The organism is Sphingomonas chungangi (genome assembly GCF_013778325.1).
Classification (GTDB): Bacteria; Pseudomonadota; Alphaproteobacteria; order Sphingomonadales; family Sphingomonadaceae; genus Solisphingomonas; species Solisphingomonas chungangi.
The window spans coordinates 548879-572838 of the sequence record NZ_JACEIB010000003.1 but is presented as its reverse complement, the minus strand read 5'-3'; the positions used below and the strand labels follow the sequence as shown (position 1 = coordinate 572838).

19 protein-coding genes are annotated in these 23960 nt (G+C 66.3%); 10 read left to right on the top strand and 9 right to left on the bottom strand.

Going from position 1 to position 23960, the window contains the following annotated elements:
* The first annotated feature begins 96 nt into the window (after nt 1–96).
* Nucleotides 97–1722 carry a GMC family oxidoreductase gene (locus HZF05_RS06980; RefSeq protein ID WP_160363637.1) on the top strand — a complete coding sequence of 542 codons (1626 nt, stop codon included), beginning with the start codon at nt 97–99 and terminating at the stop codon, nt 1720–1722.
* Here the strand turns inward: HZF05_RS06980 and HZF05_RS06975 are convergent.
* Together HZF05_RS06975 and HZF05_RS06970 are read right to left on the bottom strand one after the other, a co-directional pair.
* Nucleotides 1719–2585, bottom strand: a complete 867-nt coding sequence (locus tag HZF05_RS06975; RefSeq protein ID WP_160363636.1) for an alpha/beta fold hydrolase — start codon at nt 2583–2585, stop codon at nt 1719–1721. The two genes, HZF05_RS06980 and HZF05_RS06975, sit on opposite strands and share 4 nt — an antisense overlap.
* 5 nt (nt 2586–2590) lie before the next feature.
* Complete coding sequence (locus HZF05_RS06970; RefSeq protein WP_160363635.1) at nt 2591–3802, bottom strand: cytochrome P450; 1212 nt, start codon at nt 3800–3802, stop codon at nt 2591–2593.
* Between HZF05_RS06970 and HZF05_RS22270 the strand changes: the two genes are divergently transcribed.
* Complete coding sequence (locus HZF05_RS22270; RefSeq protein ID WP_181638810.1) at nt 3758–4921, top strand: phosphotransferase; 1164 nt, start codon at nt 3758–3760, stop codon at nt 4919–4921. The genes HZF05_RS06970 and HZF05_RS22270 overlap by 45 nt on opposite strands.
* A 152-nt stretch (nt 4922–5073) precedes the next feature.
* Nucleotides 5074–7296 (top strand): TonB-dependent receptor, encoded by a 2223-nt coding sequence (locus tag HZF05_RS06960; RefSeq protein ID WP_160363633.1) that lies wholly within the window; start codon nt 5074–5076, stop codon nt 7294–7296.
* Between the two features lie 63 nt (nt 7297–7359).
* Here the strand turns inward: HZF05_RS06960 and HZF05_RS06955 are convergent, their stop codons facing one another.
* Genes HZF05_RS06955 through HZF05_RS06945 form a run of 3 tightly spaced genes read right to left on the bottom strand, consistent with a single transcriptional unit; the run spans nt 7360 to nt 11036 of the window.
* Entirely contained in the window at nt 7360–8112 is a 753-nt protein-coding gene (locus HZF05_RS06955) for an SDR family oxidoreductase (protein WP_246331652.1), read from the bottom strand.
* A gap of 11 nt (nt 8113–8123) precedes the next feature.
* Entirely contained in the window at nt 8124–8774 is a 651-nt protein-coding gene (locus HZF05_RS06950; RefSeq protein ID WP_281367484.1) for a TetR family transcriptional regulator, read from the bottom strand.
* Nucleotides 8775–8834: 60 nt separating this feature from the next.
* Nucleotides 8835–11036, bottom strand: a complete 2202-nt coding sequence (locus tag HZF05_RS06945; RefSeq protein ID WP_160363631.1) for a molybdopterin-containing oxidoreductase family protein — start codon at nt 11034–11036, stop codon at nt 8835–8837.
* A gap of 169 nt (nt 11037–11205) precedes the next feature.
* Between HZF05_RS06945 and HZF05_RS06940 the strand changes: the two genes are divergently transcribed.
* Nucleotides 11206–12420, top strand: coding sequence for an acyl-CoA dehydrogenase family protein (locus HZF05_RS06940; protein WP_160363630.1), 1215 nt, complete (start codon nt 11206–11208; stop codon nt 12418–12420).
* Nucleotides 12413–13459 (top strand): phosphotransferase family protein, encoded by a 1047-nt coding sequence (locus HZF05_RS06935; RefSeq protein WP_160363629.1) that lies wholly within the window; start codon nt 12413–12415, stop codon nt 13457–13459. The genes HZF05_RS06940 and HZF05_RS06935 overlap by 8 nt, the downstream gene beginning before the upstream one ends.
* On the opposite strand, the gene HZF05_RS06930 is transcribed toward HZF05_RS06935, so the two are convergent.
* Nucleotides 13456–14640 carry an aromatic ring-hydroxylating oxygenase subunit alpha gene (locus HZF05_RS06930; protein ID WP_160363628.1) on the bottom strand — a complete coding sequence of 395 codons (1185 nt, stop codon included), beginning with the start codon at nt 14638–14640 and terminating at the stop codon, nt 13456–13458. The two genes, HZF05_RS06935 and HZF05_RS06930, sit on opposite strands and share 4 nt — an antisense overlap.
* Nucleotides 14641–14726: 86 nt before the next feature.
* Between HZF05_RS06930 and HZF05_RS06925 the strand changes: the two genes are divergently transcribed.
* The 5 genes from HZF05_RS06925 to HZF05_RS06905 are packed head-to-tail and all read left to right on the top strand — an operon-like array spanning nt 14727 to nt 19005.
* Complete coding sequence (locus tag HZF05_RS06925; protein ID WP_160363627.1) at nt 14727–15485, top strand: SDR family NAD(P)-dependent oxidoreductase; 759 nt, start codon at nt 14727–14729, stop codon at nt 15483–15485.
* Entirely contained in the window at nt 15482–15883 is a 402-nt protein-coding gene (locus HZF05_RS06920) for a Zn-ribbon domain-containing OB-fold protein (RefSeq protein ID WP_160363626.1), read from the top strand. The genes HZF05_RS06925 and HZF05_RS06920 overlap by 4 nt, the downstream gene beginning before the upstream one ends.
* Nucleotides 15880–17028 (top strand): thiolase C-terminal domain-containing protein, encoded by a 1149-nt coding sequence (locus HZF05_RS06915; protein ID WP_160363625.1) that lies wholly within the window; start codon nt 15880–15882, stop codon nt 17026–17028. The genes HZF05_RS06920 and HZF05_RS06915 overlap by 4 nt, the downstream gene beginning before the upstream one ends.
* Nucleotides 17025–18068: a phosphotransferase gene (locus HZF05_RS06910; protein ID WP_160363624.1), complete on the top strand. Its 1044-nt coding sequence runs from the start codon at nt 17025–17027 to the stop codon at nt 18066–18068. The genes HZF05_RS06915 and HZF05_RS06910 overlap by 4 nt, the downstream gene beginning before the upstream one ends.
* A 10-nt stretch (nt 18069–18078) precedes the next feature.
* Nucleotides 18079–19005 carry a DUF7064 domain-containing protein gene (locus tag HZF05_RS06905; protein WP_160363623.1) on the top strand — a complete coding sequence of 309 codons (927 nt, stop codon included), beginning with the start codon at nt 18079–18081 and terminating at the stop codon, nt 19003–19005.
* Between the two features lie 107 nt (nt 19006–19112).
* On the opposite strand, the gene HZF05_RS06900 is transcribed toward HZF05_RS06905, so the two are convergent.
* From HZF05_RS06900 to HZF05_RS06890, 3 genes are all read right to left on the bottom strand, one after another.
* Nucleotides 19113–20297 (bottom strand): aromatic ring-hydroxylating oxygenase subunit alpha, encoded by a 1185-nt coding sequence (locus tag HZF05_RS06900; RefSeq protein ID WP_160363622.1) that lies wholly within the window; start codon nt 20295–20297, stop codon nt 19113–19115.
* 98 nt (nt 20298–20395) lie between these two features.
* Nucleotides 20396–21592, bottom strand: coding sequence for an acyl-CoA dehydrogenase family protein (locus HZF05_RS06895; RefSeq protein WP_160363621.1), 1197 nt, complete (start codon nt 21590–21592; stop codon nt 20396–20398).
* A gap of 1 nt (nt 21593) precedes the next feature.
* The gene (locus HZF05_RS06890) at nt 21594–23921 is read right to left on the bottom strand and encodes an enoyl-CoA hydratase-related protein (protein WP_160363620.1); all 2328 of its coding nucleotides are present in this window, start codon (nt 23919–23921) and stop codon (nt 21594–21596) included.
* Nucleotides 23922–23960: the final 39 nt, after the last annotated feature.

Genomic DNA, 23960 nt, shown 5'->3' with positions numbered 1-23960 from the left:
GATTAAATTGAGGCCTTGCCGGTGTCAACGCGATGAGGCTGGACGGAGCCTCTGCCGCTGCATAGTTAAGGAATTAAATGACGTGGGAGAACAGGGATGGCGAAGACCGAGGCAGTGCCCGTGCGAGCCGACTACATCGTCGTGGGCGCGGGCAGCGCCGGAACGGTGATCGCCACCCGGCTGAGCGAAGATCCGGCAGTGCGCGTCCTGCTGATCGAGGCGGGCGGTGAATCGAACGGCTTCATGGTCCAGATGCCAGTCGGCTTTGCGAAGATGATCGCGAAGGACCGCTACGACTGGATGTACGAGCAGGTGCCCGACGCATCGATCGGCGGGCGCAAGTTCCTCTGGTCGGCCGGCAAGATGCTGGGCGGTGGCAGCTCGCTCAACGGGCAGGTCTTCATCCGCGGCACGCGCGCCGATTATGATCGCTGGCCTACGCTCGGCGCCGCCGGCTGGGGCTTCGACGATGTTCTCCCCTATTTCCGCAAGCTGGAGCAGTGGCATGGCGCGCCCGATCAGGCACGCGGCGCGCACGGGCCGCTTTCGGTCTCGCCGATGCGCGATCCGCACCCGCTCTGTCAGGTCTTTCTCGAAGCGTGCCGCGAGGCCGGCTTGCCGACCATCGATGACTATAATGCCGGGGAGATGGAGGGCGCCTTCCTTACGCAGGCCTCGCAGCGCGACGGCTGGCGGTGCAGCACCGAAAAGGCCTATCTGCGGCCGGCACGCTCGCGGCCCAATCTGACGGTGCTGACCAACGCCGAAGTCTCGGGAGTCCGCATCGAGAGCGGCCGCGCCGTGGGCGTAACGCTGGTGCGCGGTGGCGAGCGATACGAAGTCGCCACCGATCGCGAGGTGATCGTCAGCGCCGGCGCGATGGGCTCACCCGCCCTGCTGATGCGATCGGGGCTGGGGCCGGAGGCGCATCTGCGCGAGCATGGGATCGCCGTGGTGCAGGATATGTCTGGCGTCGGTGGCGGCCTGCAGGAACATTGTGGGGTCACCCAGAACAAGCGCGTCAGCGTGCCGACCCTCAACAGCCAGACCGGCGCTCTGGACATGATCCGCCATATGGCGAAATTCCTGTGGAGCCGCTCCGGCCCGATGAGCGCGCCCGCCGTGCAGGCGATGGGCCTGATCCGCACGAGGCCGGATCTGGACGAGCCCGACGTGCAGATCCACTTCATGCCGCTTGCCTACAATGTCGAGGCCGACACGGTCTCGTCCGCGGAGGCCGTGATGCCGAAGGAGCCCGCGATCAGCATCAACGCGACCACCTGCCATCCGCGATCGCGCGGGCGCATCGTGCTCGGCGAAGGCGGCCGCCCGCGCGTCGAGCACCAGTTGCTCGGCGACCGGCGCGATATCGAGACGATGATCGGCGCGCTGAAGGCGGTGGATCGCATCTTCCGCACGCCCGCGATGCAGCGGATCGTCGTCGGAGATCGCGAGCCCCCCCGCCCCCCTGCCGACGATGCGGACTGGGAGGCCTATCTCCACGCCAAGGCGATGGTCGTCTATCATCCTGCCGGCACCTGCCGGATTGGCGCGGACGACGGGGCGGTGGTCGATCCGCAATGTCGCGTGCGCGGGGTGCAGGCCTTGCGCGTGGTCGATGCCTCGGTGATCCCGGCGCTGCCCAGCGGCAATACCAACGCACCGGTCATCATGATCGGCGAGAAGGCGGCCGACATGATCCGATCAGGCAGGGCCGGCTAGGCGATCCCGGCGCGCGCCACGAAGGCAGCGATCGCGCCCGAGAAGGCACCGTCGAGATCGCCAGTCACCATATGGCCGGCACCAGCGATCTCCTCCGCCTCTCCCCGCGGCAGACGGGCCGCATAATCGCGCGCTGCCGCCATATCGAGCACCGGGCTGTCGCTGCCGCGCAGGACGAGCACGGGCACATCCACCCGTCCGGCCAGCGACTCCAGGCGTGCCCTGCGCTCCTTCGCTTCCTCCATCGCGCGGGGCCCGACATAACGCGGATCCCAATGCCAGCCGAGCCGTCCGTCCGGACGCGTCCGCAAGTTGCGCGCCAGTCTGTCCGGATCGCTGGAACCCGCTCCCGCAGCGAAACCGGCGACCAGCCGCGCGGCTTCGTCGATGCTCGCGAAGCCCTTTTCGGCAGCGCGCATGAAATCGAAGATCACCGGATTGTCGGTGGTCCGCGCCGCGATATCGACCATCACCACGCCCCGGATCGCATGGTGCCGGGTCTCCCCGGCTGCCAGGATCGCGCTGACACCCCCCTGCGATCCGCCCACCAGCAGCACGGGCGCGTCGATCGCGCTGGTCAGGGCGGAGATATCGTCCCGAAACGCATCGAGCGAATAGTCGCCGTCCGGTGCCCAGTCGCTGTCGCCATGGCCCCGCAGATCGGCGAGCCAGCAGGGATGGCCGGCCTTTGCGAGCGCCCGCGCGGTCTGGCGCCAGCTGTGCCGGCTCTGGCCGCCGCCATGGAGGAACAGGATCGCGATGCGAGGGGCCACCGCCGGCGCCAGCCGCTCCATCGCCAGACGCACGCCGCCCGCTCCGCGGACATGGAGCAGGCCGGCGTCCTCCTTATTCGGCGCGTCCATCGCGATCAGGCGGCCGCGTGCTTCGTCGCTGGCGTGAACGTGACAGGCAACCGCTTCATCACCCGCGATTCGCCCACCGCATATTCGGGCTCGAAATCGTCCGGCACTCTGAAATCGGGAATTCGGGTCAGCACCGTCTTCAGCAGCAATTCCATCATCACCCGCGCGAAATGCTGGCCGAGGCAGATGTGCGCGCCCGCCCCGAAACCGAGGTGCCCGCGCGGCACGTCGATCTCACGATCGATCCGGATCGTGTCGGGATTCTCGAATTTCCTTGGATCGCGGTTGCCGGCACCGTTCATCGCCATGATGAAATCGCCCGCCTGCAGCTGCGTGCCTTCGAGCTCGACCGGGCAGGTGACCGTGCGGCGCAGACCGTGGACGGGCGATGCATAGCGCACGAATTCCTCGACCGCCCGGCTCCACGGCACCGCACCCGTTCGCAACCGCTCGGCATCTTCGGGATGGCGCGCAAGATGCAGCAACGCCTCGCCCAGCGCCGCGGTGGTGGTGTCCAGCCCACCGAACAGTACGAGCGTCAGGATGCCGAGAATCTCCATGTCGTCGAGCCGCTCGCCATCGACCTCGGCCTCGATCAGCAATTGCAGGATATCGTCCTGCCGCTCGCCTGCGCGGCGGCCGTTGGTGAGCGCGATCAGATACCCGCCGATCTCCTCGCCGACCCGGGCCGAGCCTTCTGGATCGCCGGCCCGGCAGCGGACGAGAAAATCCAGTTTCTCGGCGAGCATCCGGCGATCGGACAGCGGAACGCCGAGGAACGGCAGTACCACGCCGGACAGCATCGGCCGCGCCAGTTCGTCGAGGATCTCCATCTCGCCCTTGCCGGCCACCTGATCGAACAATTCGTCGATCACCGTCTGGATGCGCGGCCTCAGCCGCTCGGCCGCGTCGGGCAGGAAGAACGGGTTGAGCAGCCTGCGGAGCCGCGTCTGCTCAGGCGGATCGATGTCGGAAGGCAACAGCACCATGGGTTGCTTGGGCAGCGCCGTGCCGTCTTTCGACGTGAAGGTCCGGAAATCGTCATAGACGCGCTTGGTGCCTTCGAACGTCGTGGTGAAATAATAGCCGCCCAATTTCGTCGAATGCCCGACCGGGCATTCGCGGCGCATCCGGTCGTAGAAGGCTCCGGGCGCCTGCATCGATTCGGGATCGTGAAACATGAAATCCTCGGCATGGGCTTTCAGATCGTCGTCCATCCCGCTCTCCTCGCGCCGCTGAGCTTCTTCATTGCGTTATATAACCGATTGAGCAACATGACGCCAATGGCCAATCCCCTCTTCCCCGCCACCGCTGACGCGATCACCCCGCTCTGGATGGAACAGGCGCTGTCCGCCCGCTTTCCCGGCACACGGATCGCCACGATCAAGCTAACGACCTTCATCGACGGCACTGCTCAGAAGATGCGGTACGAGATCGCTTATGAGACCAGGCCGGATGGGGCGCCTGCATCGCTGTGGACGAAGGGCGGCTTCGATCCGAAGGGGGCATCGCAGGGCGACGCATTCGCCAACGAAGTCCGTTTCTTCCGCGACATCTCGCCGGATCTGTCGATCAACCTGCCGGATTGTTATTTCGGCGCGATCGATCCGCTCAGCAACAATGGTGTGGTGCTACTGGAAGACTTGACCGCACGCGGAGCCAGCTTCGGCCGCGCCACAATTCCCCTCACCCCCGAGCAGGCGGCCGCGGTGCTTACCGCCCAGGCGCAATGTCACGCATATTTCTGGCAGGGGTACGGCAAGAAGCCGCCGCGCTGGCTCCGGCCCGGTGGCGCGATCGCCGCGACCGGCATGGTGGATCAATATTTCGGCCTGTGGGACGGCGCGGCGCCGCGACCGCGATTCGCACATCTGACCGCCGGGCAACGCGACCGCGATCGGATGCGGCGAGCGCTCAACCGGCTCATGGACGATCTGCGCACGCGCCCGATCTGTCTGCTCCACGGCGATCCGCAGCACGGCAACCTCTTCTTCGATCCGGGCGGGCGACCGGGCTATCTCGACTGGCAGCACTGCATGCTGGGCGTATGGGCGTTTGACGTGGCTGGTTTTCTGGTCACGGCGCTCACGGTGCCCGATCGTCGCAGCCACGAACGCGACCTGCTGGCCCATTATCTGACGGCACTAGGCGCAGCAGGTGTGGGCGCGCCGGCCTTCGAGGATGCATGGGCGGATTATGCCCGCTACGCGATGTGGGGCTTCATGTGGGCGATGTGCCCGGTGGACGCCCATCCCGAGGAGATATGTTCGTCAAACACCGAGCGAGCCTGCACGGCCATGTCGGATCTCGATACCGTCCGCCTGCTTGCCAGCTAACCGTTAATCTTGTGATTAAATTACGCCTCTAACGATCGCCCAAGCAAGCAGCGGCGACAACTTAAATAATCATCCAATTGACTAATCGGAGGAAGCTTGTCACCCTGTGCATCGAAGTCCGGCGAAACGGACTCGTCATATGGGGAGATGTTATGAAGGGTGCCCTTCTCGCGACCGCTTCCTTTGCGGTGCTCGCCGTGCCGGCCACGGCCCAGCAGGTAGCGCCCCCCGCTTCCACTCCCGCTGCCGCGCCCGACGATGCGGATGGCATCCAGCAGATCGTCGTCACTGCCGAGCGCCGCTCCGCCAAGCTGCAGGATGTACCGATCGCGATCACCGCGGTGACGGCCGCGCAACTGGTGTCCAAGGGCGTATCCGACGCGTTCGACGTCGGCAAGGTGACGCCCTCGTTCAACTCGAACCGCACCGTCGGCTTCGGCTCGCCGATCATGCGCGGCGTCGGCACCACCAACGTAACCGCCGGCGACGAACCGAGCGTCGCGACCTATATCGACGGCTTCTACCAGGGCTCCTCGATCACATCGCAGATACCCTTCAACAGCGTCGAGCGGATCGAGGTGCTGAAAGGCCCGCAGGGCACGCTCTATGGCCGGAATGCGACCGGCGGCCTGATCAACATCGTCACCCGCGAGCCCAGCAGCACCTTCGGGTTCGAGGGCAATGTCGGCTACGGCAACTACGATACCCTCACCGCCTCCGCCTACGTGACGGGCGGTCTGGCGAACGGCGTCTCCGCCGACGTGTCCGGCGTCTATCGCCGGCAGGGCAAGGGGTATGACGACAATCTGCTCACCGGCGGCACGCTCGGCAAGAACAACTACAAGGCAGTCCGGTCCAAGCTGAAGTTCGATTTCGGATCGAATAATTCGCTGATCATAGGCGGCGAATATATCGATTCGCGCGACAACCGCGCCAACGTCAACATCCCGGCCGAGGGCTCGACGCCGCTCACCGCCGGGCCGGGCATCGACTATACCGAGAAGCCGCATACCTGGATCGGCAGCATCTTCCCGGTGTTCAACGTCAAGCAGTGGGACGTGAATGCCACGCTGAAGCTCGATCTCGGTTTCGCGACGCTGACCTCGCTCAGCCAGTACAAGCACACCCGCAACTACAACCAGGTGGAAGGCGACGGGACGACCTCGAACGGCGCTTTGTTCTGCACGCAGCGCGGCATCACTCCGGGTCTGCCGGCAGGCTCGCCGCTCACGCCGCAACTCGTCATTCCCTGCAGCTTCGCTTACCAGGACGTGCAGAAGCAGCCCCATTTCATCACGCAGGAGCTGCAACTTGCGTCCAACGGCGGCGGCCCGCTCAAGTGGATCGTCGGCGGATTTTTCCAGAGTTCAAAGGACGGCTATTATCCGTTGAACATCTTCTACGATGTGACGACGGCGCCGATCGCCGCGATCAACGCAGCCGAGACGACGCGGGCCTATGCCGGCTTCGCCCAGGCGACCTACACGCTCTCCAATGGCCTCTCGTTCACCGGCGGCGTACGCTACAGTTCCGAGCGCAAGCATGTGATCGATTTCGCAAGCGACTTCGGTCAGGCCAAGACCTTCAATTCGTTCACCTACCGCGCCGCGGTCGACTGGCGGGTGAGCCCCGAATTGTTGCTCTACGCAACCACCAACAAGGGCTTCAAGAGCGGCACCTTCGTCACCAATACGCCGACCGCGCCCTACGTGAAGCCGGAGGTCCTTTATGCCTACGAGGCAGGCTTCAAGGCCGACCCGACATCCTTCGTGCGGATCGACGGATCGGTCTATTACTACAATTACAAGGACATCCAGACCTTCGTGAACACGCCGGACGGGCTCAGCTTCCTGCAGAACGCCGCCAGCGCGCATATGTACGGCATGGAGCTTTCCGCCGAAGTCATCCCGGCGCGCGGCTGGAACATCAATTTCGGCCTGGGCTACGAACATGCCCGCTACCAGGACTTCCCAAACGCGACGGTATTCTTTCCCTCGCCGGATGGCGGTGCTTATTCCGCCCCGCTCGACGTGAGCGGCAACCGCGTGCTGCGCACGCCCGATCTCACCGCCAACGGATCGATCTCCTACACGTTCGACGTCGGCGGCGCCGGCTCCATCGCGCTCAACGCGGCGGTGAGCTACACAGACAAGTTCTACTGGGATTCGGCGAATTTCTTCCCGCAGAAGGATTATGCGCTGGTCGACCTGTCGGCCAAGTTCACGACGGCCGACAAGCGCTGGAGCCTGACGGTCTGGGGCAAGAACGTCACGAACCATGATTACCTGATCTATCGCAACATCCAGCAGCGCTATGACGCGGTCGCCTACGGCGACCCGGCGACCTTCGGCGCATCGGTGGGCGTCAAGTTCTGACGGGTCGCACGAGGGGCGGCGCGGCTGGGCGCGCCCCTCGTGTCGGCACCGCCGCACCCACGATCAGGTGGCGGTGAAGCCGCCGTCGCAGGGAATGGCTGCACCAGTGGTGTAACCGGCGGCATCCGATAACAGATAGGCGGCGAGCGCCGCAATCTCCGCCGGCGTGCCCATGCGATTGATCGGGTGCGCTTCCTTCACCGCCTCGAGTTGAGCCGCCATCGCCGGATCCTTCTCGGCATCGGCGAACATCGGCGTGGCGATAGCGCCGGGCAGGATCGCATTGGCGCGGATGCCTCGCCGCGCATATTCCACTGCCGCCGCCCGGGTAAGTCCGATCACCCCGTGCTTGGCCGCGATATAAGCGGCCGATTTCGGCACGGCGATGGCGCCGAGCACCGATGAGGTGTTGACGATCGCCCCGCCCCCATTGTCCAGCATTGCTGCGATCTCGTGCTTCATGCACAGAAAGACGCCAGTCAGGTCGACCTCGGTGACGCGCCGCCATTCGGCGAGGTCGACCTCGTGCAGCGCAACCGGTTGCTGGTCCACCCCGGCATTGTTGAAGGCGCCATCCAGCCGGCCGTAGGCGGACACGGCCTGCGCGACCATCGCGCGCACCTGCGCCTCGTCCGAAACGTCGGCGGCGACGAATTGAGCGATCCCGCCTGTTTCGCGGATCTCCTCGGCGATGGTCGCGTTCGCGGCGCGATCGGCGAGCGTCAATCGGGCGCCTGCCGCAGCGAACCGGCGCGCAGCCTCGGCGCCGATGCCGCTCGCGGCGCCGGTGACGATGATCGATCGGCCTTCGAGCATGGACATTCCTTTCAGAGGGGCTTGGCGTCGGGCACCAGCATGCCGTTCATCAGCAGGTCGATCAGCGTGCCGGTGTAGGTACGGCGCAGATCGTCGTCGACGCCATCGATCCCGAAGGCGATGCGCAGCGCCTGCTGACCGAAGAACAGGTGATCGCAGGCGCCGACCACGATGAAGTAGAACATCGTCGGGTTCACCGGCCGGATCCGGCCCTGCGAAGCGCATTGCTCGAGAATCTGGCGCTGCAGCGTCGCCAGCGGCTTGGAAATCCGCTCGCCGACGACGGTGTCGAGCTCCGGATCGAGATACATGTGATGGAGCAGGCGGTTGATGAAGGGATAACGGAAATAGACGGTGATGATTCCCTTTATGTGCAGCTTGAGCTTCTCGACGGGATCGATCTCCATCGTCAGCAGGCCTTCCATCTGGTCCATGCCGCGCCCCAGCACCTCCTCGACGAGCGCCAGCAGCAGCCCCTGCTTGCTGCCGAAATAATATTTGACGAGCGCCGAGTTCAGTCCGGATCGCTTGGCGATGTCGCTGAGCGAGACGTCGATGGTGCTCCGTTCGGTCATCAGCGCGCTCGCCGCGTTCAGTAGCAGGGCGCGCGACGGTGGTTTTTCCGGCCTGATGGCGACCTCTCGAGCCTGCCCCCTTCCCATAGGATTTCCTTTTCTAGCGACACGTGATCGGGCGACATTCCTCACCCGGTGGCTGCCCGCTCAGGCATCCATCTCCTCCCGGGCCCGGGCTTCCCACAATGTGAGACCGAGAGGCGCGATATCGACCGGTATGCCGCTCTGACGGGGCATCCGGTTGATCGACTGAACCTGTTTGTGGAGGGAGACGAGGCTGCCCGTATGCCCGCCCCGGAGGCCCAGAGGATCGGCGCGTGTCACCGTTCCCCAGCAATGCGCCATGGATACGACGCCGGGCTTCATCGTCGCATCCGGCCTCACATAGCCGATGATCGCGCCGTCGTCGGATTCGATGCAGACGCCCTCCTCGGCGCCGATCCTCAGCATGGCCATGTCATCCGGGTGCATGTTGAGGCGGTTGGTGCCATGTCGCCGCCGGGTCAGCACATTGCCCTGAAAACTGCTGTTGAAGCTCTCGACGATCCGTCGCGACGTCAGCAGGAAAGCACGCGCCGGCCGCCCCTCGCCCGCTACGAAAGCGTCGACTGCGGCGATCTCCTCGACGACGTCGGACGGGCAAAGGTCGAGCCGGTTGCCGTCGTCCTGCTCGGGGGCGCGGATGGTCTTTTCGATCGTACGGACGACGCCATGCGGGCTCCGTTTCAGCTCCTCGAAAGACACCGGGCTCGACGAGACAAGCCAGGCGATCAAGCTGTCGCGGCTCGGCATCGTTTCCATATCGATCTTGAGGCCGGGAGGCAGCATCGCGATGTCGGCACCGAACGGAATATTCTTGAGCTCCAGCTGGACGCCGAGTCTCTTCGCCAGCAGCCAGAAGAATTCGTCCTCTCCCATCGTCTGAGGCGGCGGCTCGACGATCTGCTGGGCATATTGGACGAAGGGGAAGTGGAACAGCCATTCGGTGAAGGTCGTCACCTCGGACCGTTCGAACATCAAGGTCGGTGCGATAACATAATGGGAGAGCCGCGCCGTCTCGCTGTCCGGCCGGGGATCGAAGGTGACGAGCAGTTCCAGCTCGCGCAACGCGGCCAGCGTCACTTCGGGCTCGCCCAGCGTCATCGCCGGATTGGATCCAGTGACGAACAGCGCGCGCACCGCCTTGTCGCCGCCGTGCAGCACCTCGTCGGGAAAGATCGAGGCGGGGAACTCGCCCATCAGCTTGCCGAAGCGCGGGTCGCTCGCGCATTTCGGCTCCTTCTCCCAGCTGCGATGGGGCGGATAGATCAGTTCCACCTCGGATCGCGGCACGAGGATGCCGGGATTGGGAATGCTGTCCCCGGCGCGGAGGTAGCCACCGATCAGCGCGGTCATCGCCTCGCAGAGATGCTCGGCGGTGTTCGAGAAGGCGGCCATATTGAGCCCGGTGCCGGTGCCGGTTCCCGGTTTCCTCGCTGTGCCGAGCAACTCGGCGGCCGCGATGATCTGTTCCGCCCCGACCCCCGCCGCTTTCGCCACTCGCTCGGCCGTGAAGGGCTCTACCGACGCGCGGAGCGCATCGAGATTGACCGTGTAGCGATCGGCGAAGGCGCGATCCTCCCAGCCGTGACGGAATATCTCGCGCAGCAGCGCAGCGAAGATCGCGGCATCGTAGCCGGGTTTCGGCTGGATGAAGATGTCGGCATAGGGCGCCGCCTCGGTGCGGCGCGGGTCGATCACGATGAACTTGATCCCCCGCTTCTTCGCTTCCTTAAAATGATGGTGGATGTTGATCCCCGGGATCGGCGTGTTGGGATAACCCGAATGCGACACCAGCGGGTTGAGGCCCGCCAGCAGGATCACGTCGGTCTGGGTGTAGAGCGGCTTGCCGCACGCCCAATGCCCGAGCCGGGCGGCCGTCACCCATTTGGAAGACTGATCCACGGTCATCGAGGAGAAGGTGGCCGGTGCGCCAAGCTCGTTCATCAGGCTCTTCAAGAACGGTTTGCCGACGCAGTCCGAATAGCTGGTGGTTCCGAAGAAGGAGCCGAGCGCGCGCGGGCCGTGGCGATCGAGGATCGCCCTTAGCTTCGCGGCAATCTCGTCGACCGCCTGATATTTGTCGATTGGATGATAACTGCCGTCTTCGGCGCGCTTCAGACAATGGGTCAGGCGATCCTCGGCGCCCTTGTGCAGGTCCACCGCCATGGTGCCCTTGATGCAGACATAGCCTTCGGAGACGATGTTCGCCCGGTCGCTGCGCGCCGAGACGATGCGATTGTCCTCCACCTCGAACACCATGCCGCAATTGGCGGCGCAGTTGCGGCAATAGGAGTAACGCTGTTCCATCCTCTTCCCCGGGGACACGGCCCCAGTTAATTGAGTAATGAAGTTTCCATTCGAACACAATATGGCCAGCCGCACTTCGTCGCATTTGTAATCGTTCAATTAATAACGCTTGGACGGGAGACATTCGCATCGCTATCGTCGCGGGAACGACAACGGCGGAGAGCAAGTGATGGATTTCACCTACAGCGCCAAGGTCCAGAACCTGCTCGATCGGTTGGGTGCGTTCATGGCCGCGCATGTCTATCCTGCCGAAGCCGACGAGCATGCCTGGCATGCCGATCCCGCCAATCTCTGGAAGCATTGGCCCGGCCTCGATCCGCTCAAGGAGAAAGCGCGCGAGGCGGGTCTGTGGAATCTGTTCCTGCCGCACGACTACGGCGATCTCAGCCCCGGCCTCAGCAATCTCGAATATGCTCCGCTCGCCGAGATGATGGGTCGCGTTCCGTGGTCCAGCGAGGTGTTCAACTGCTCGGCGCCCGACACCGGCAACATGGAGGTGCTGGCCCGCTTCGGCACGGGGACGCAACGGAAGCAGTGGCTGACCCCGCTGATGGCGGGCCGGATCCGATCCGCCTATGCGATGACCGAGCCCGCCGTCGCCTCGTCCGACGCGACTAATATCGCCACCACGATCATGCCCGATGGCGACGATTACGTCATCGAAGGCCGCAAATGGTGGATTTCCGGCGTGATGGACCCGCGCTGCGAGATCCTGCTGGTGATGGGAAAAACCCTTTCCGACAATCCGCGCCACCAGCAGCATTCCACCATCCTCGTACCGCGCGACACGCCGGGTCTCTCGGTGATCCGTACGATGAATGTGCTCGGCCGCACCCATTCCCCCGGCGGGGAGACGGAACTGCTGTTCGACAAGGTCCGCGTGCCGAGGGAGAATCTCATCCTAGGAGAGGGGCGCGGCTTCGAGATCGCGCAGGGCCGACTCGGGCCGGGGCGCATTCATCATTGCATGCGATCGATCGGCCAGGCGCAGCGCGCACTGGAGATCATGGCGCGGCGGGTGGACAGCCGCATGGCCTTCGGCCGCAAGCTCTCCGACCAGAGCAGCATCCGGCAGGATGTCGCGAAATCCTATTGCGAGATCGAACAGGCGCGGCTGCTGACGCTCAAGGCGGCCGACATGATGGACCGCCACGGCAACAAGGTGGCGCGCGATCTGATCGCCGCGATCAAGGTGGTGGCGCCGCGCATGGCGCAGACCGTCACCGATCGAGCGATACAGGCGCACGGCGCGATGGGGCTGAGCGACGACACGCCGATCGCCTACGCCTTCGCCACCAACCGCTTCGTCCGCATCGCCGACGGGCCGGACGAGGTCCACATGTCGCAGCTCGGCAAGCTGAAGATCGCCGAATATAATGGCTGACGATCCCGCCGGGGCGTGGCGCGAGCATGTCGACCTGGCGGCGCTCTCCCGCTGGATGGACAGGCAAGGGCTGGGCAACGGGCCGATCGGCGACGTAAGGCCGCTCGGCGGGGGCACGCAGAACATCCTGCTGCGCTTCACCCGCTCCGACCGCGACTATGTGCTGCGCCGCCCGCCGGCACATCCGCGCCCCGAGTCCAACGAAACGATGCGGCGCGAGGCACGGGTGCTCGCTGCCATTGCCGGATCGGGCGTGCCCCACCCCGCCTTGATCGCCGCGTGTGCGGAGGAGGAGCCGCTCGGCGTCAGCTTCTACCTGATGGAGCCGGTGGAAGGCGTGAACGCCGGCGTGGCGCTGCCGCCGTCGCATTGCACGCCGAAGGTTCAGCACGCCATGGGATTGGCGATGGTGGATGCGATCGCGACGCTCGGCACACTCGATCCTGACGCGGTGGGCCTCGCCGGCTTCGGCAAAGCGGAAGGTTTCCTGGAGCGGCAGGTGCCGCGCTGGACGCGCCAGCTCGGAAGCTATGCCGGCCTCGACGGCTGGGCCGGGCCCGACGCGCTGCCGGGGCGTGGCGACATCGCGCATTGGTTGGAGGAGCGCCGCCCGCCGGCCACCGCGGCCGGCATCCTCCATGGCGACTATCATCTGAGCAACGTGCTCTTCCGCCCCGACAGTCCCGATCTGGCGGCGGCGATTGACTGGGAGCTCAGCACGATCGGCGACCCCCTGCTCGATCTCGGCTGGCTGCTGGCCACCTGGGCGGGGGATGACGGCGGCCTGCCGATCGTGCCCGTAGCGCCCTGGGTCGGCTTCCCCAAGACCGGTGAACTGATCGATCATTATGCCACGCGCTCCTCGCGCTCCGTCGATCATGCGCGCTGGTACGCGGTGCTGGCCTGCTACAAGCTCGGGATCATCCTCGAGGGGTCGCACGCCCGTGCCTGCGCTGGCCTTGCCGAACGCGAAACCGGAGACCATCTCCACGCCAGCGCCATCCGCCTGTTCGAACGCGCCTTGGGTTGGATCGGCTAGGGCAGATAGCGTTCGACAAGATCGTGGAACGGCCCGATCGGCGCCTCCATGCCGCCGTAGCGCACAGTCTCCAGCGCTCCGCAGGAGAGCGCCTGCTGCTGCATCACGCCGGCGCCGAAATCCTCGCTGAATATCTCGTCCTGGAAGGCATAGGAACGGCGGAACAGGTCTTCGCCGCGCTCGCTCCGGATCGGCTGCGGCATCAGCATCGTATATTGCACGATCGTCCGGTCGACCGCACGCGGCATCAGGATCATCGAGCTGATGAAATAGGGGCTGGTTACGATGATCGTGTTGGGGAAGACAAAGTAGGAGTGCGTGATCGTCCGGTGGAGGCGATCCGAATTGAGTTCTTCCTCACCCGGCACGAACTGGATCTTGCCCGCCGTCTGACGGAGATGCTCGCCGAGCCACACCATCACCGGATTCACGTCGGCGTTCAGGCCGGCAACCGTCTTCGCGTGCAGCCGCTGAACGTGATAGGCCTCTAGGAACGGCTCGACCACCAGCTTCCAGTTCGACGCGAGATCGTAGTGGCGCTGGCCGTAGACATGCATCTCCCGCAGGCCGAGCGCGCACAGATCGGCATCGAGGCGGTCGGTGCCAGGCGGCAGGGGCGCTTCCCTGCCCTTCTCCAGTCCCACCCAGATATAGCCCGCCGTTTCATGCACCGGCATCGGCATCAAGCCGAGCGCGGCCTTGTCGGCGCTGGGGAAAGTCTCGGCGCGGGGGATGCCGACGAGCTGGCCGTCGAGGCCGTAGGTCCAGGCGTGATAGGGGCAGCTCACCCGCCCCGCCTTCACCGGATCGCAGCCGTCCACCACCTTCGATCCGCGATGCAGGCAGATGTTGTAGAAGGCGCGCACCTTGCCGGCGCGGTCGCGGGTCAGCAGCACCGGCACGCCGAAGCTGTCATCGGCGAATAAGGTGCCGGGCTCGGGCAGGCGGCAGGATGGCGTGATGGGGACCGCGACTTTGCGGAAGATGTGCGCCATCTCCGCCGCGAACCGCGTCGGATCGGTGTAGACTTCGGCCGGTCGGCTCGCCTCGGTGGTCGGCGTCGGGGCGCGATCGTGCGCGGGGAGCGCTCGGATCGAGTCGAGCTGGCTGTCGGTCAGCCGGCGCGGCAGCGGCACGAAGCGCTCGGCCGCTTCCTTCGGTTCGTCGGCGACTGTTGCCATGGCCCGCCTCCTGCACTTGTTCATTTACTTATTTGATTGATTATCAAGCCTCGCTATGGTGGCGTCAAGCAGGAGCGGAGAGAGGCATGGAGGGCGGGCCGCGATCGATCGCCGGGGCGCGCGTGATCGTCACCGGCGCCGCGAGCGGGATTGGCCGCGCGACCGCCCTGCTCTTCGCACAGGAAGGGGCCGCCATAGCGGCGCTCGATCTCGACGCGGCCGGCCTTCGTTCTCTTGCGGGCGAAGCAGGCCAAATCCTTACGATCCAGGCCGACGTCAGCGATGCCGCGAGCGTCCGCGATGCCACGGCGCGAGCGGCAACGACGCTCGGCGGTATCGACGTGCTGGTCAACAATGCCGGCATCTCGGCGATGATCCCGATCGACGCCGAGGATTACGACGCGCAATGGGATCGCCATGTCGCGGTCCTGCTCACCGCTCAGCAGCGCCTGATCCGCAACGCGCTGCCCGATCTGCGCCGGTCGGAATATCCGCGCATCGTCAATATCGCCTCAACCGAGGCACTGGGCGCGACGGCGGGCCTGAGCGCCTATTCAGCGGCCAAGGCGGGCGTCGTCGGCCTGACACGCTCGCTGGCCGTCGAGCTCGGCAAAGAGGGCATCACCGTCAACTGCATCTGCCCCGGCCCGATCCTGACCGGCATGACCGCCGCCATCCCCGACGAGCAAAAGGTCGCCTACTCCGCGCGGCGCACCGCGTTGCGCCGCTATGGCTGTCCGGAGGAGATCGCCCACATGGTCCTAAGCATCGCGCTGCCCGCCGCCTCCTTCCTGACGGGCGCGGTGATCCCGGTGGACGGCGGCCTGATGGCGCGCAACGCATGAGCCACGGCGCGCCGCCCGCCGATACGGTAGACGCGCCCTTCTGGGCAGGCCTCGCCGGGGGCGTGCTGCGCATCCAGCGCTGCGCCGGCTGCGCGCGCTGGAGCTGGCCGCCGCAATGGCGCTGCGGCGCGTGCGGCAGCTGGGAGATGGAATGGCCCGAGGTGCCGATGGAAGGCATCGTCCATGCGCTGAGCTGGACCCGCCACCCTTTCTCGCCCGGGATGGTCGACAAGATTCCCTACCCCGTGCTGCTCGTCGCACTGCCCGATGCCGGCGGGGCGCGGCTGCTCGGCCTGCTCGACGGGCCGGCCGAGGGCCTCGCAATCGGATCGCGCGTCACGGGTTTCCCGCAGGAAACACCGGACCACACCGCGCTGCGCTGGCAGCTCGCCCGATGAGGGGCGCGATCGCCGCGGTCGGCGTCGGCGAGACGCCGTATTACCGCCATGGCAAGGCGCCGGGCGACGAGACCCTGCTCACCCTGCAGGCGATCGTCGCGGCATGCGCGGATGCCGGCATCGATCCGCGCGATATCAACGGCTTCGCTTCCTATGCGGACGATCGCAATGCCGGCCACACGCTGATGCGCGGGCTCGGCACGCGGGAGATGCGCTGGGCCAGCATGGCCTGGGGCGGCGGCGGCGGCGGATCGGTCGCGGCGGTCGGCGCGGCGGCGGCGGCGATCCATTCCGGGCAGGCGGAGATCGTCGTGGTCTATCGCACCATCGCCGAGGCATCGAGCGGGCGGCTGCAGGATGCGGTCGCGCATTACGACATGGGGCCGCATTACACGCTGCACGGCATCAGTTCTCCCGCGCAGATTTGCGGCCTCAAGACCGAGCGGCTGATCCATGACGGCGTGCCGCGATCGGCATTGAGTGCTTTGGTCCGCGCGCAATATCACCACGCTTCGCGCAATCCCCGCGCGCAGGCTTATGGCAAAACGCTCGACGCGGCGACCTACGATGCGGCGCGGCCGATCGTCGATCCCTTCGGCCTCTACGATTGCTCGCGCGAGAACGACGTCTCGGTCGCGGTGATCCTGACCAGCGCCCGTCGGGCGCGCGCTCTGCGCAAGCCGCCGGTCTATCTGCTCGGCGTCGCGCAAGGCGGGACGATCGGCGAGGCGTGGGAGAACGAGCCGGACTATGGATCGGGCGGGTTCGAGGCGATCGCCGGCCGGCTCTGGGCGATGGCCAAGCTCGGTCCGAAGGAAATCGACGTCGCCCAAATCTACGACAATTTCAGCGGGCCGGCGGTGGCGGCGATCATCAGCCACGGACTGTGTTCCATCGAGGAGGCGCCGGAGTTGCTCACCTTCGACAATCTGATCGCCGACGGCGGCCGCATGCCTGTCAACACCAGTGGCGGGCTGATCGCGGAAGGGAATGCCCACGGCATGGGTCTGATCGCCGAGGCGGTGCGCCAGCTGCGCGGCGAATCGAGCAACCCGGTGGCGGGTGCCGAGACCTGCCTCGTCACCGGCGGGCCGCAGACGCCGCTGCTCAGCTCAGCCGTGTTCGGGACGGAGGCGACGCTGTGACGCTCGCCGCGCTGGAGGATGTCGATGTCGCGTGGCTGGAGCAGGCGCTCGCGCCACGCTTCCCCGGCGTGCGTATCGACGGCTTCCGCTTCGGCACGGTGATCCGGGGCATGGCCACCAAGGCGCAATTGCTGATCGAGTACGCCGAGCCCGCGGGCGCACCCGAGGCGATGTGGCTGAAAGGCGGGTTCGAGGCGCACAGCGTCCGCTCCGAGCCGCTCTACGCCGCCGAGACGCGCTTCTACCGCGATCTCGCGCCCCGTCTGCCGATCAACTGCGCGGACGCTTATTACGCCCATGTCGATCCGGACGGCGGCCGCGCCATCCTGCTGCTGGAGGATCTGACCGCACGCCATGCCCGCTTCGGCATCCCCGGCGAGGCGCTGTCGATCGAACAGGCCGAGCGGGCGATCGACCAGCTTGCCGGGCTGCACGCCGCGCCCCGGCGCGAACCGGACCTGATCGCCGCATTCCCCTGGCTCTCCGAGTCGAGCGGAATCGAGCAGGTCGACGTGATCGGCGAATATTTCGGCTATTGGGCCGCCGCCTGCATCAGCCCGCGTTTCGAAAAACTGCCCGAGGCGCTGCGCGACCGTCCACGAATGGAGGCGGCGCTGCGACGGATGCAGGTGTTCGATCGCGAGAACGGCCGCCACCATCTTGTCCACGGCGACGCGCACACCGGCAACATGTTCTACGAGCCGGATGGCACGCTCGGACTGCTCGACTGGCAGACGGCAATGCTCGCCCACTGGTCGGTCGACGTCGCCTATCTGTTGATCATCGCCATGACCGTCGAGGATCGCCGCGCCCATCAGGAGACGCTGCTGCGTCGCTATCTCGACCGACTGGCAGCGAGCGGTGGGGATGCGCCCGACTTCGACGCCGCGTGGCTCGCCTATCGCCGCCGCGCCGGCTGGTCGTTCCTGAACGCCCTCTGCCCGACCACGCACCACAGCGAAGCCATCTGCAGCGCCTGGGCCGAGCGGGCCGGCGCCGCCATCACCGACCTCGCCACCGTCGAGGCGCTCACCGCCTAAGGAGATAGCGATGCGACCCGTCACGTCCGAGGATCTCAAGCGCCACGCACCCGAGGCACCCGATCCCTATTGGCAAGAGAGCTTTTTCATCGGCTGGTACGATGCGCGCCGCCGGGTTGGCGGGCACCATCATATCAGCTTCTGCCCCTATGAGCGGCTGGCACACGTCTGGAGCCTCGTGTCGGTGGATGGCGTGGTTGCGGCGCGGTCGCAGGAGAATGCGATCCCGATGCCGGACGCCGATCTCGACGACGTGACCGTCGGCGTGCTGCGCTTCACCTCGGGCGACGGCGGGCGATCGGTGGGCCTGCGCGTCTCGGGCGATGTCGAGGTTTCGATCGACTACAGAGCCTTCACCGATCCGCTGACGCTCGATTTCAATCCCGGCGGCCTGCAGTTCGGCAAGGGCCATTACGAATCGATGGGCTGGATGAGCGGCACGGTGCGCGTCGGCGATCGCACGATCGCGGTGGCGGGCAGCGCCTGGCAGGATCACAGCTGGGGGCCGCGCAAGCTCGCCAGCCACAAGAGCGGCCGCTATTTCTGGGCGGCGTTCGGCGACGACCTCGCTTTTTCGGTCTATGGCCTTGACGACGAGAACGGGCGCAACAGCTTCGGCTACGTGCTGGAGAAGGGCGCGATCCACCGCATCGTCGATGCTACCTTCGGCGCGCAGGTGGCGGACGACGGCGTCTCGCCGGTGGCGATGGACGCGCGCGTCTATACCGATGCCCGAAGAGCGTGGCGGGTGACGGGCCGCGCCGATTCCAACGCACTGGTCGGCGGCGCCGGGTGGGCCGACGGCGGCGATTTCTTCGGCATGAACGGGCTGATGCAATATGAGTGCGGCGGCCGACTGGGCGAGGGTCTGTTCGAGCTCACCGAACTGCGCACGCCGCTACCGAGGCACATGAAGGAGCTGAACCTGAAGGCCTGAAGGCAAAACCGTTCGCGCGGAGCTTGGCGAAGGGCTGCCTTTCCTATTACGTCATCAAAGAAAAGGGCAGTGCTTCGACAAGCTCGGCACGAACGGATATTTTCGGATCAGATCCCCATCTGCTTTTCGAGCATTCCGTAAAAGGTCGGGATCATCTCCTCGAGCCCGCAATAGATCACATTTTCCAGCGCGCCGCTCGACAGGCCTTCCTGCGAAATCTGCGCCGCGCGGAAGTCCTCGCCGCCGAAGACGTTGAGGATCATCTCGTAGGAGCGGGAGAACAATTCCTCCGCCTTGGGATTGTCCGGCGCCTCGCGGGTCAGCATCATATAGTCGACGATCGTCCGGTCGGCCGCGCGCGGCGCCAGGATCATGATGCTGATATAATAGGGGCTGGTGACGACCACGAGGTTCGGGAAGACCTGATAGGCGTGGGTCACCGACTTGTGGATATTCTCGCCCGGGATATCGAGGATGTCCGGCGTGAAGGCCTGTTTGCCCGATGTCTGGCGGATGTTGCGGCCGAGCAGGCTGACCGTGCTCGGCACATCGGCGAACAGCGGACCGACCGACGCCGCATGAAGACGCTGGACGTGATAGCCTTCCAGGAAAGGCTCCAGCACCAGCTTCCAGTTGGCCTTGAGATCGAACACCTTGCGGCCGTAGAGGTGCATCCGTGGCAGGTTGAACGCCTCGAAGTCGATCTCCAGCTGATCGTCGAGCGTGCCGAAATCATAGGAGCGGTTCCGGTCGAGGCCGACCCAGACGATGCCGCCCTTCTCCAGGCATTCCAGCTGCGCCAGCGGGCGATCTGCCTTGCAGAGATTGGCGAAGGTCTCGGCGCGCGGCACGCCCAGCACCTTGCCGTCCAGCCCGAAGGTCCAGGCGTGATAAGGGCAGACGAGGCGGCTGGCCGATTGCGGCTCGCTCGTCTCGATGAGCTTCGATCCCTTGTGCGAGCAGGCGTTGAGGAAGGCACGCACCACACCGTCCTTGCCCCGCGCGACGATGATGTTCCTGCCGTAGGCATCCGTCGCGATCAGGTTCCCCGGCTTGGGGATCACCGCGCTCATCGTGATCGGCACCGGCAGCGCCTGGAACACCGTCTCCTGCTCCAGCGCGAAGCGAGCGGGATCGGTGAAGATGCTGGCCGGGCGCGACGCCTCGATCGCGCGGATCTCGCTGTGGTCGTGCGACGGGATGGCGCGGATCGCGGCGATCTGGCTGGCGCTCAGGCTCTCCAGCGTCGGGACGACGCGCTCGTTGGCGCGGACGGGCGTTGCCAGGTTCATGGCGGTCCTTCGTGATGCGGTGGCGGTTAAATCTACTATCGTTAGAATAGTCTCAGATCGACGAAAAAGTCAAGATTCGTGCGATGGGCCAAGCGCGGTCAGGCGAGCAGGATCTTGCTCAGGATGTTGCGCTGGATCTCGTTGGAGCCGGCGTAGATCGTCCCGGCGCGCTCGTTCAGGTAGCGCAGCGGCGCTAGCGCGGCGAAGAGCGGGCCGATCACCGGCCCCTCGCCATGCGGCAACGCCACCGGCCCGCCCGGCCGCGCGCCCTGCGGCTGGTAGGCGATGCCGTAGCGGCCGGCGACCTCCAGCCCCAGCTCGGTGATGTGTTGGGCGAGCTCGGTGCCCATCACCTTCATGACGGAGGCTGACATGCCCGGCGCTCCACCCGCCGACATCGCACGGAACTCGTAAGTCTCCAGCGTCGCCACGCGGATGCGCGCCTCGGCGAGGCGGAGGAGAAAGCCGGGATCGTCGGCGATGCCGGCTTCGGCGGCGGCCTCCTCGATCAGGTCCAGCCGGGCCTGGAACTCGGGCGCATAGGCGACACCTCCGCGCTCGAACTCCAGAAGATATTTGGCGACCGTCCAGCCATCATCGATCGCGCCGACGGCGTTCGCCCTTGGCACGCGCGCATCCTCGAAGAGTATCTCGTTCTGGATGTGCTCGCCGGACGGCGCGACGATCGGCTTCACGCTGACGCCGGGCGTATCCATCGGCACCAGCAGGAAGGTGATGCCCTGCTGCGGCCTGGCCAGCTTCGCCGTGCGCACCAGCGCGAAGCACCAGTTGGCGACGTCGGCATGGGTGTTCCAGATCTTCGATCCGTTGAGCACCAGATCGTCGCCTTCCGCATCGGCGCGCATCTGCAGCGCGGCGAGGTCGGAGCCGGCGCCCGGCTCCGAATAGCCCTGGCACCAGAAATGCTCGCCGTTCAGCATACGCGGCAGGAAATAGGCTTTCTGCTCGGCGGTGCCGTGGCCGATGATCGCGGGGCCGCACATCTGGATGCCCATTGGCGAGACCGGCGGTGCGCCGGCCGCGACCCGCTCGCGCGTGTAGATGTAGCGCTGCGCCACGCTCCAGCCGGCGCCGCCATATTCTGTGGGCCAAGCAGGCGCCGCCCAACCGCGCGTATGGAGTCGGCGCTGCCACTCCACCTGCAGCCGGTGATCGGCATAGACGCTGGTCATCAGCCGGCCGGCGTCCCGCAACTCGTCGGTCAGGTTTTCGGCGAGGAAGGCGCGCACCTCGTCGCGGAAGGCGATCTCTTGCGCGCTCCAGTCGAGATCCATGTCAGCGCCCCTTCCATTCCGGCTTGCGCTTCTGCGCGAAGGCGAGCGGTCCCTCGCGCGCGTCTGCCGACTTGAATAGCGCCTTCACCGCAGAGGCGCCGCGCTGTCCCCGCTCGCCATCGGCCAGCGACGGCACGGACAGGCCGAGCTGCGTCACCTGCTTGGAAGCGCGGATCGACATCGGGCTGCATTCGAGGATCTGCGCGGCCCAGCGCTTCGCCCCGGCCAGAGCCTCGCCGGCCGGCACCACCTCGTTGACGAAACCGAGCCGCTGCCCCTCCTCCGCACCGACGCGGCGGCCGGTGAGGATCATCCCCATTGCCTGCTTGAGCCCGATCTGGCGCGGCAGGCGCAACAGCCCGCCCGCCAGCGCGGCCAAGCCGACGCGCGGCTCGGGCAGCGCGAAGACAGCATTGTCGGCGGCGACGATGATGTCGCAGGCCAGAGCGATCTCGAAGCCGCCGCCCATCGCCACCCCGTTCACCGCCGCGATCACCGGCTTGGTCAGATCGTGCCGCCCGGTGAGGCCGGCGAAGCCGGTGAGCGGCATGTCGGTCGATGCGCCCCGCGCCATCGCTCGCGCGGTGGCCTTGAGATCGTTGCCCGCCGAGAAGGCCTTGTCGCCGGCGCCGGTGAATATCGCCACCCACTGGTCCGGGTCGGCGGCAAAGGCATCGAACACCTCGGCCAGCTCGGCGTTGGCCTCGGGCGTCAGCGCGTTCATCACGTCGGCGCGGTCGATCGTGACGATGGTGAGCGGGCCTTCGCGCTCGACCGTGCAATATTTGCGCGGGCGGGTCGCGGGATCGCGCGCGTCCCCCGCCTCGAACGTCGGCTTGCCGAAGGGATCGGTGCGGACGTGGCCCGCCGTGCCGATCGCGGAGGCTTCCATCGATTGCAGGATCGCCATCGTCGCCTCATCGTTCTCCGGCACGCGCGCCATGGTGCGGCGGCCGTCGGGCGTGCGCAGGATGACGATGCCGTCGATCGGCTCCCCGTCGCGGCCGTAGAGCACCGTGTAGGTTTCAATCGTCGCCGGCCCGATATAGTTCTCGGCCAGCTCCGGCACGGGATCGCGCGCCGCGTCCGCCTCGGCCTGCACCGAATAGTCGAGCGCCAGCGGCTGCACAGGCGGCCGGGTGCTTACCACCAGCGCGTGATGCTTGTTGACGTAGCCGCCCTGCCCGTAGAGCAGGCCGAGCTCGCCCGGCGCCGCCCTGAGCGCGCGCACCATCGCGCAGGTGGCGTGGGTCATGTAGTTGTTGAGCGGCCCGCCGAAGAAGGTGATGCCGCCCGTCACCGTCGGCACATGCTCCTTCGGATCGAGTCCCAGCGTGCGCAGCGCCATCTTGGGCACCACCGGGAAGCAGCTGTAGAGTTCCAGCTTGCCGAACGCCGCCGCGTCGCCGCCGGCGATCGCCACCACTCTGTCGAGCGCGGCGGTCTGCGCCGTGCTGTGGTCGTAGCGATCCCGCTTCAGATAGTCCTCGGGCTCGATCGCCGAGGCTCCGCCCCAGATATGGACCAGCCGCCCCTCGTCGACGCCCAGCTCCTGCGCCACGGCAAGGCTGGTGACGATCACCGCGCCGGCCTGGTTGACGCTCGGATTGGCGACCATCAGCTTCGGGTAGGGGAAGTTGATCCGGCGGTTGTCCGGCCCCACCTTGGCGATCTGTTCGGCGCTCGGCGCGATGCGGATCCAGGCGGAGGGATTGGTCGCCGCAACCTCGGCATATTCGGTCCACAAGGCGGCCGACTTCGCCTGCGCCTCGGCCGGCGTCTCGCCCCAGGCGTGCTGGGTTGCCATCTCGTAGAAGGGATAGACCTGCGCTGGGTCCATAACCTTGAGATGCTTCGCCGCCTCGCTCATCGCGAAGCGGCTGGAGGGGAAGCGCACCGCCTCCTCGCGCGAGGCCATCGGCGTCCAGTCGAGCGCGATGCCGGCCTTGCGGGCATGGTTGCGCGCATTGGTCGATTCGCCGCCGACGATCGCGGCGGTGCCCCCCTCGCCCTTGGCGATCCGCACCGCCGCCTCGTGGATCAGCCGGATCGGCGTCTCGCCGCCCATGCTGGCATTGACCTTGTGCGCCGGATCGATGCCGAGCCTCTCGCACAACAGAGAAACGGGATCGGCATAGCGCCAGGAGACCAGCCCGACGAGCGAGATCGTCTCGATTCGTCTGAGCAGCCCGCTGCCCCCGTCGGCGTCCGCCGCGCGTACGGCCTCGGCCATCAACGAGACCGGCTCAAGCGCCTGCGCCACATCCGCCGGGCGATCGACATGCTCGCCCACGCCGATGATCACGGGAATGCGGTCGGGGCTGGTCATGGACATCTCTCCTGCGGTCCCGGCTTGGTTAGTCAGGCG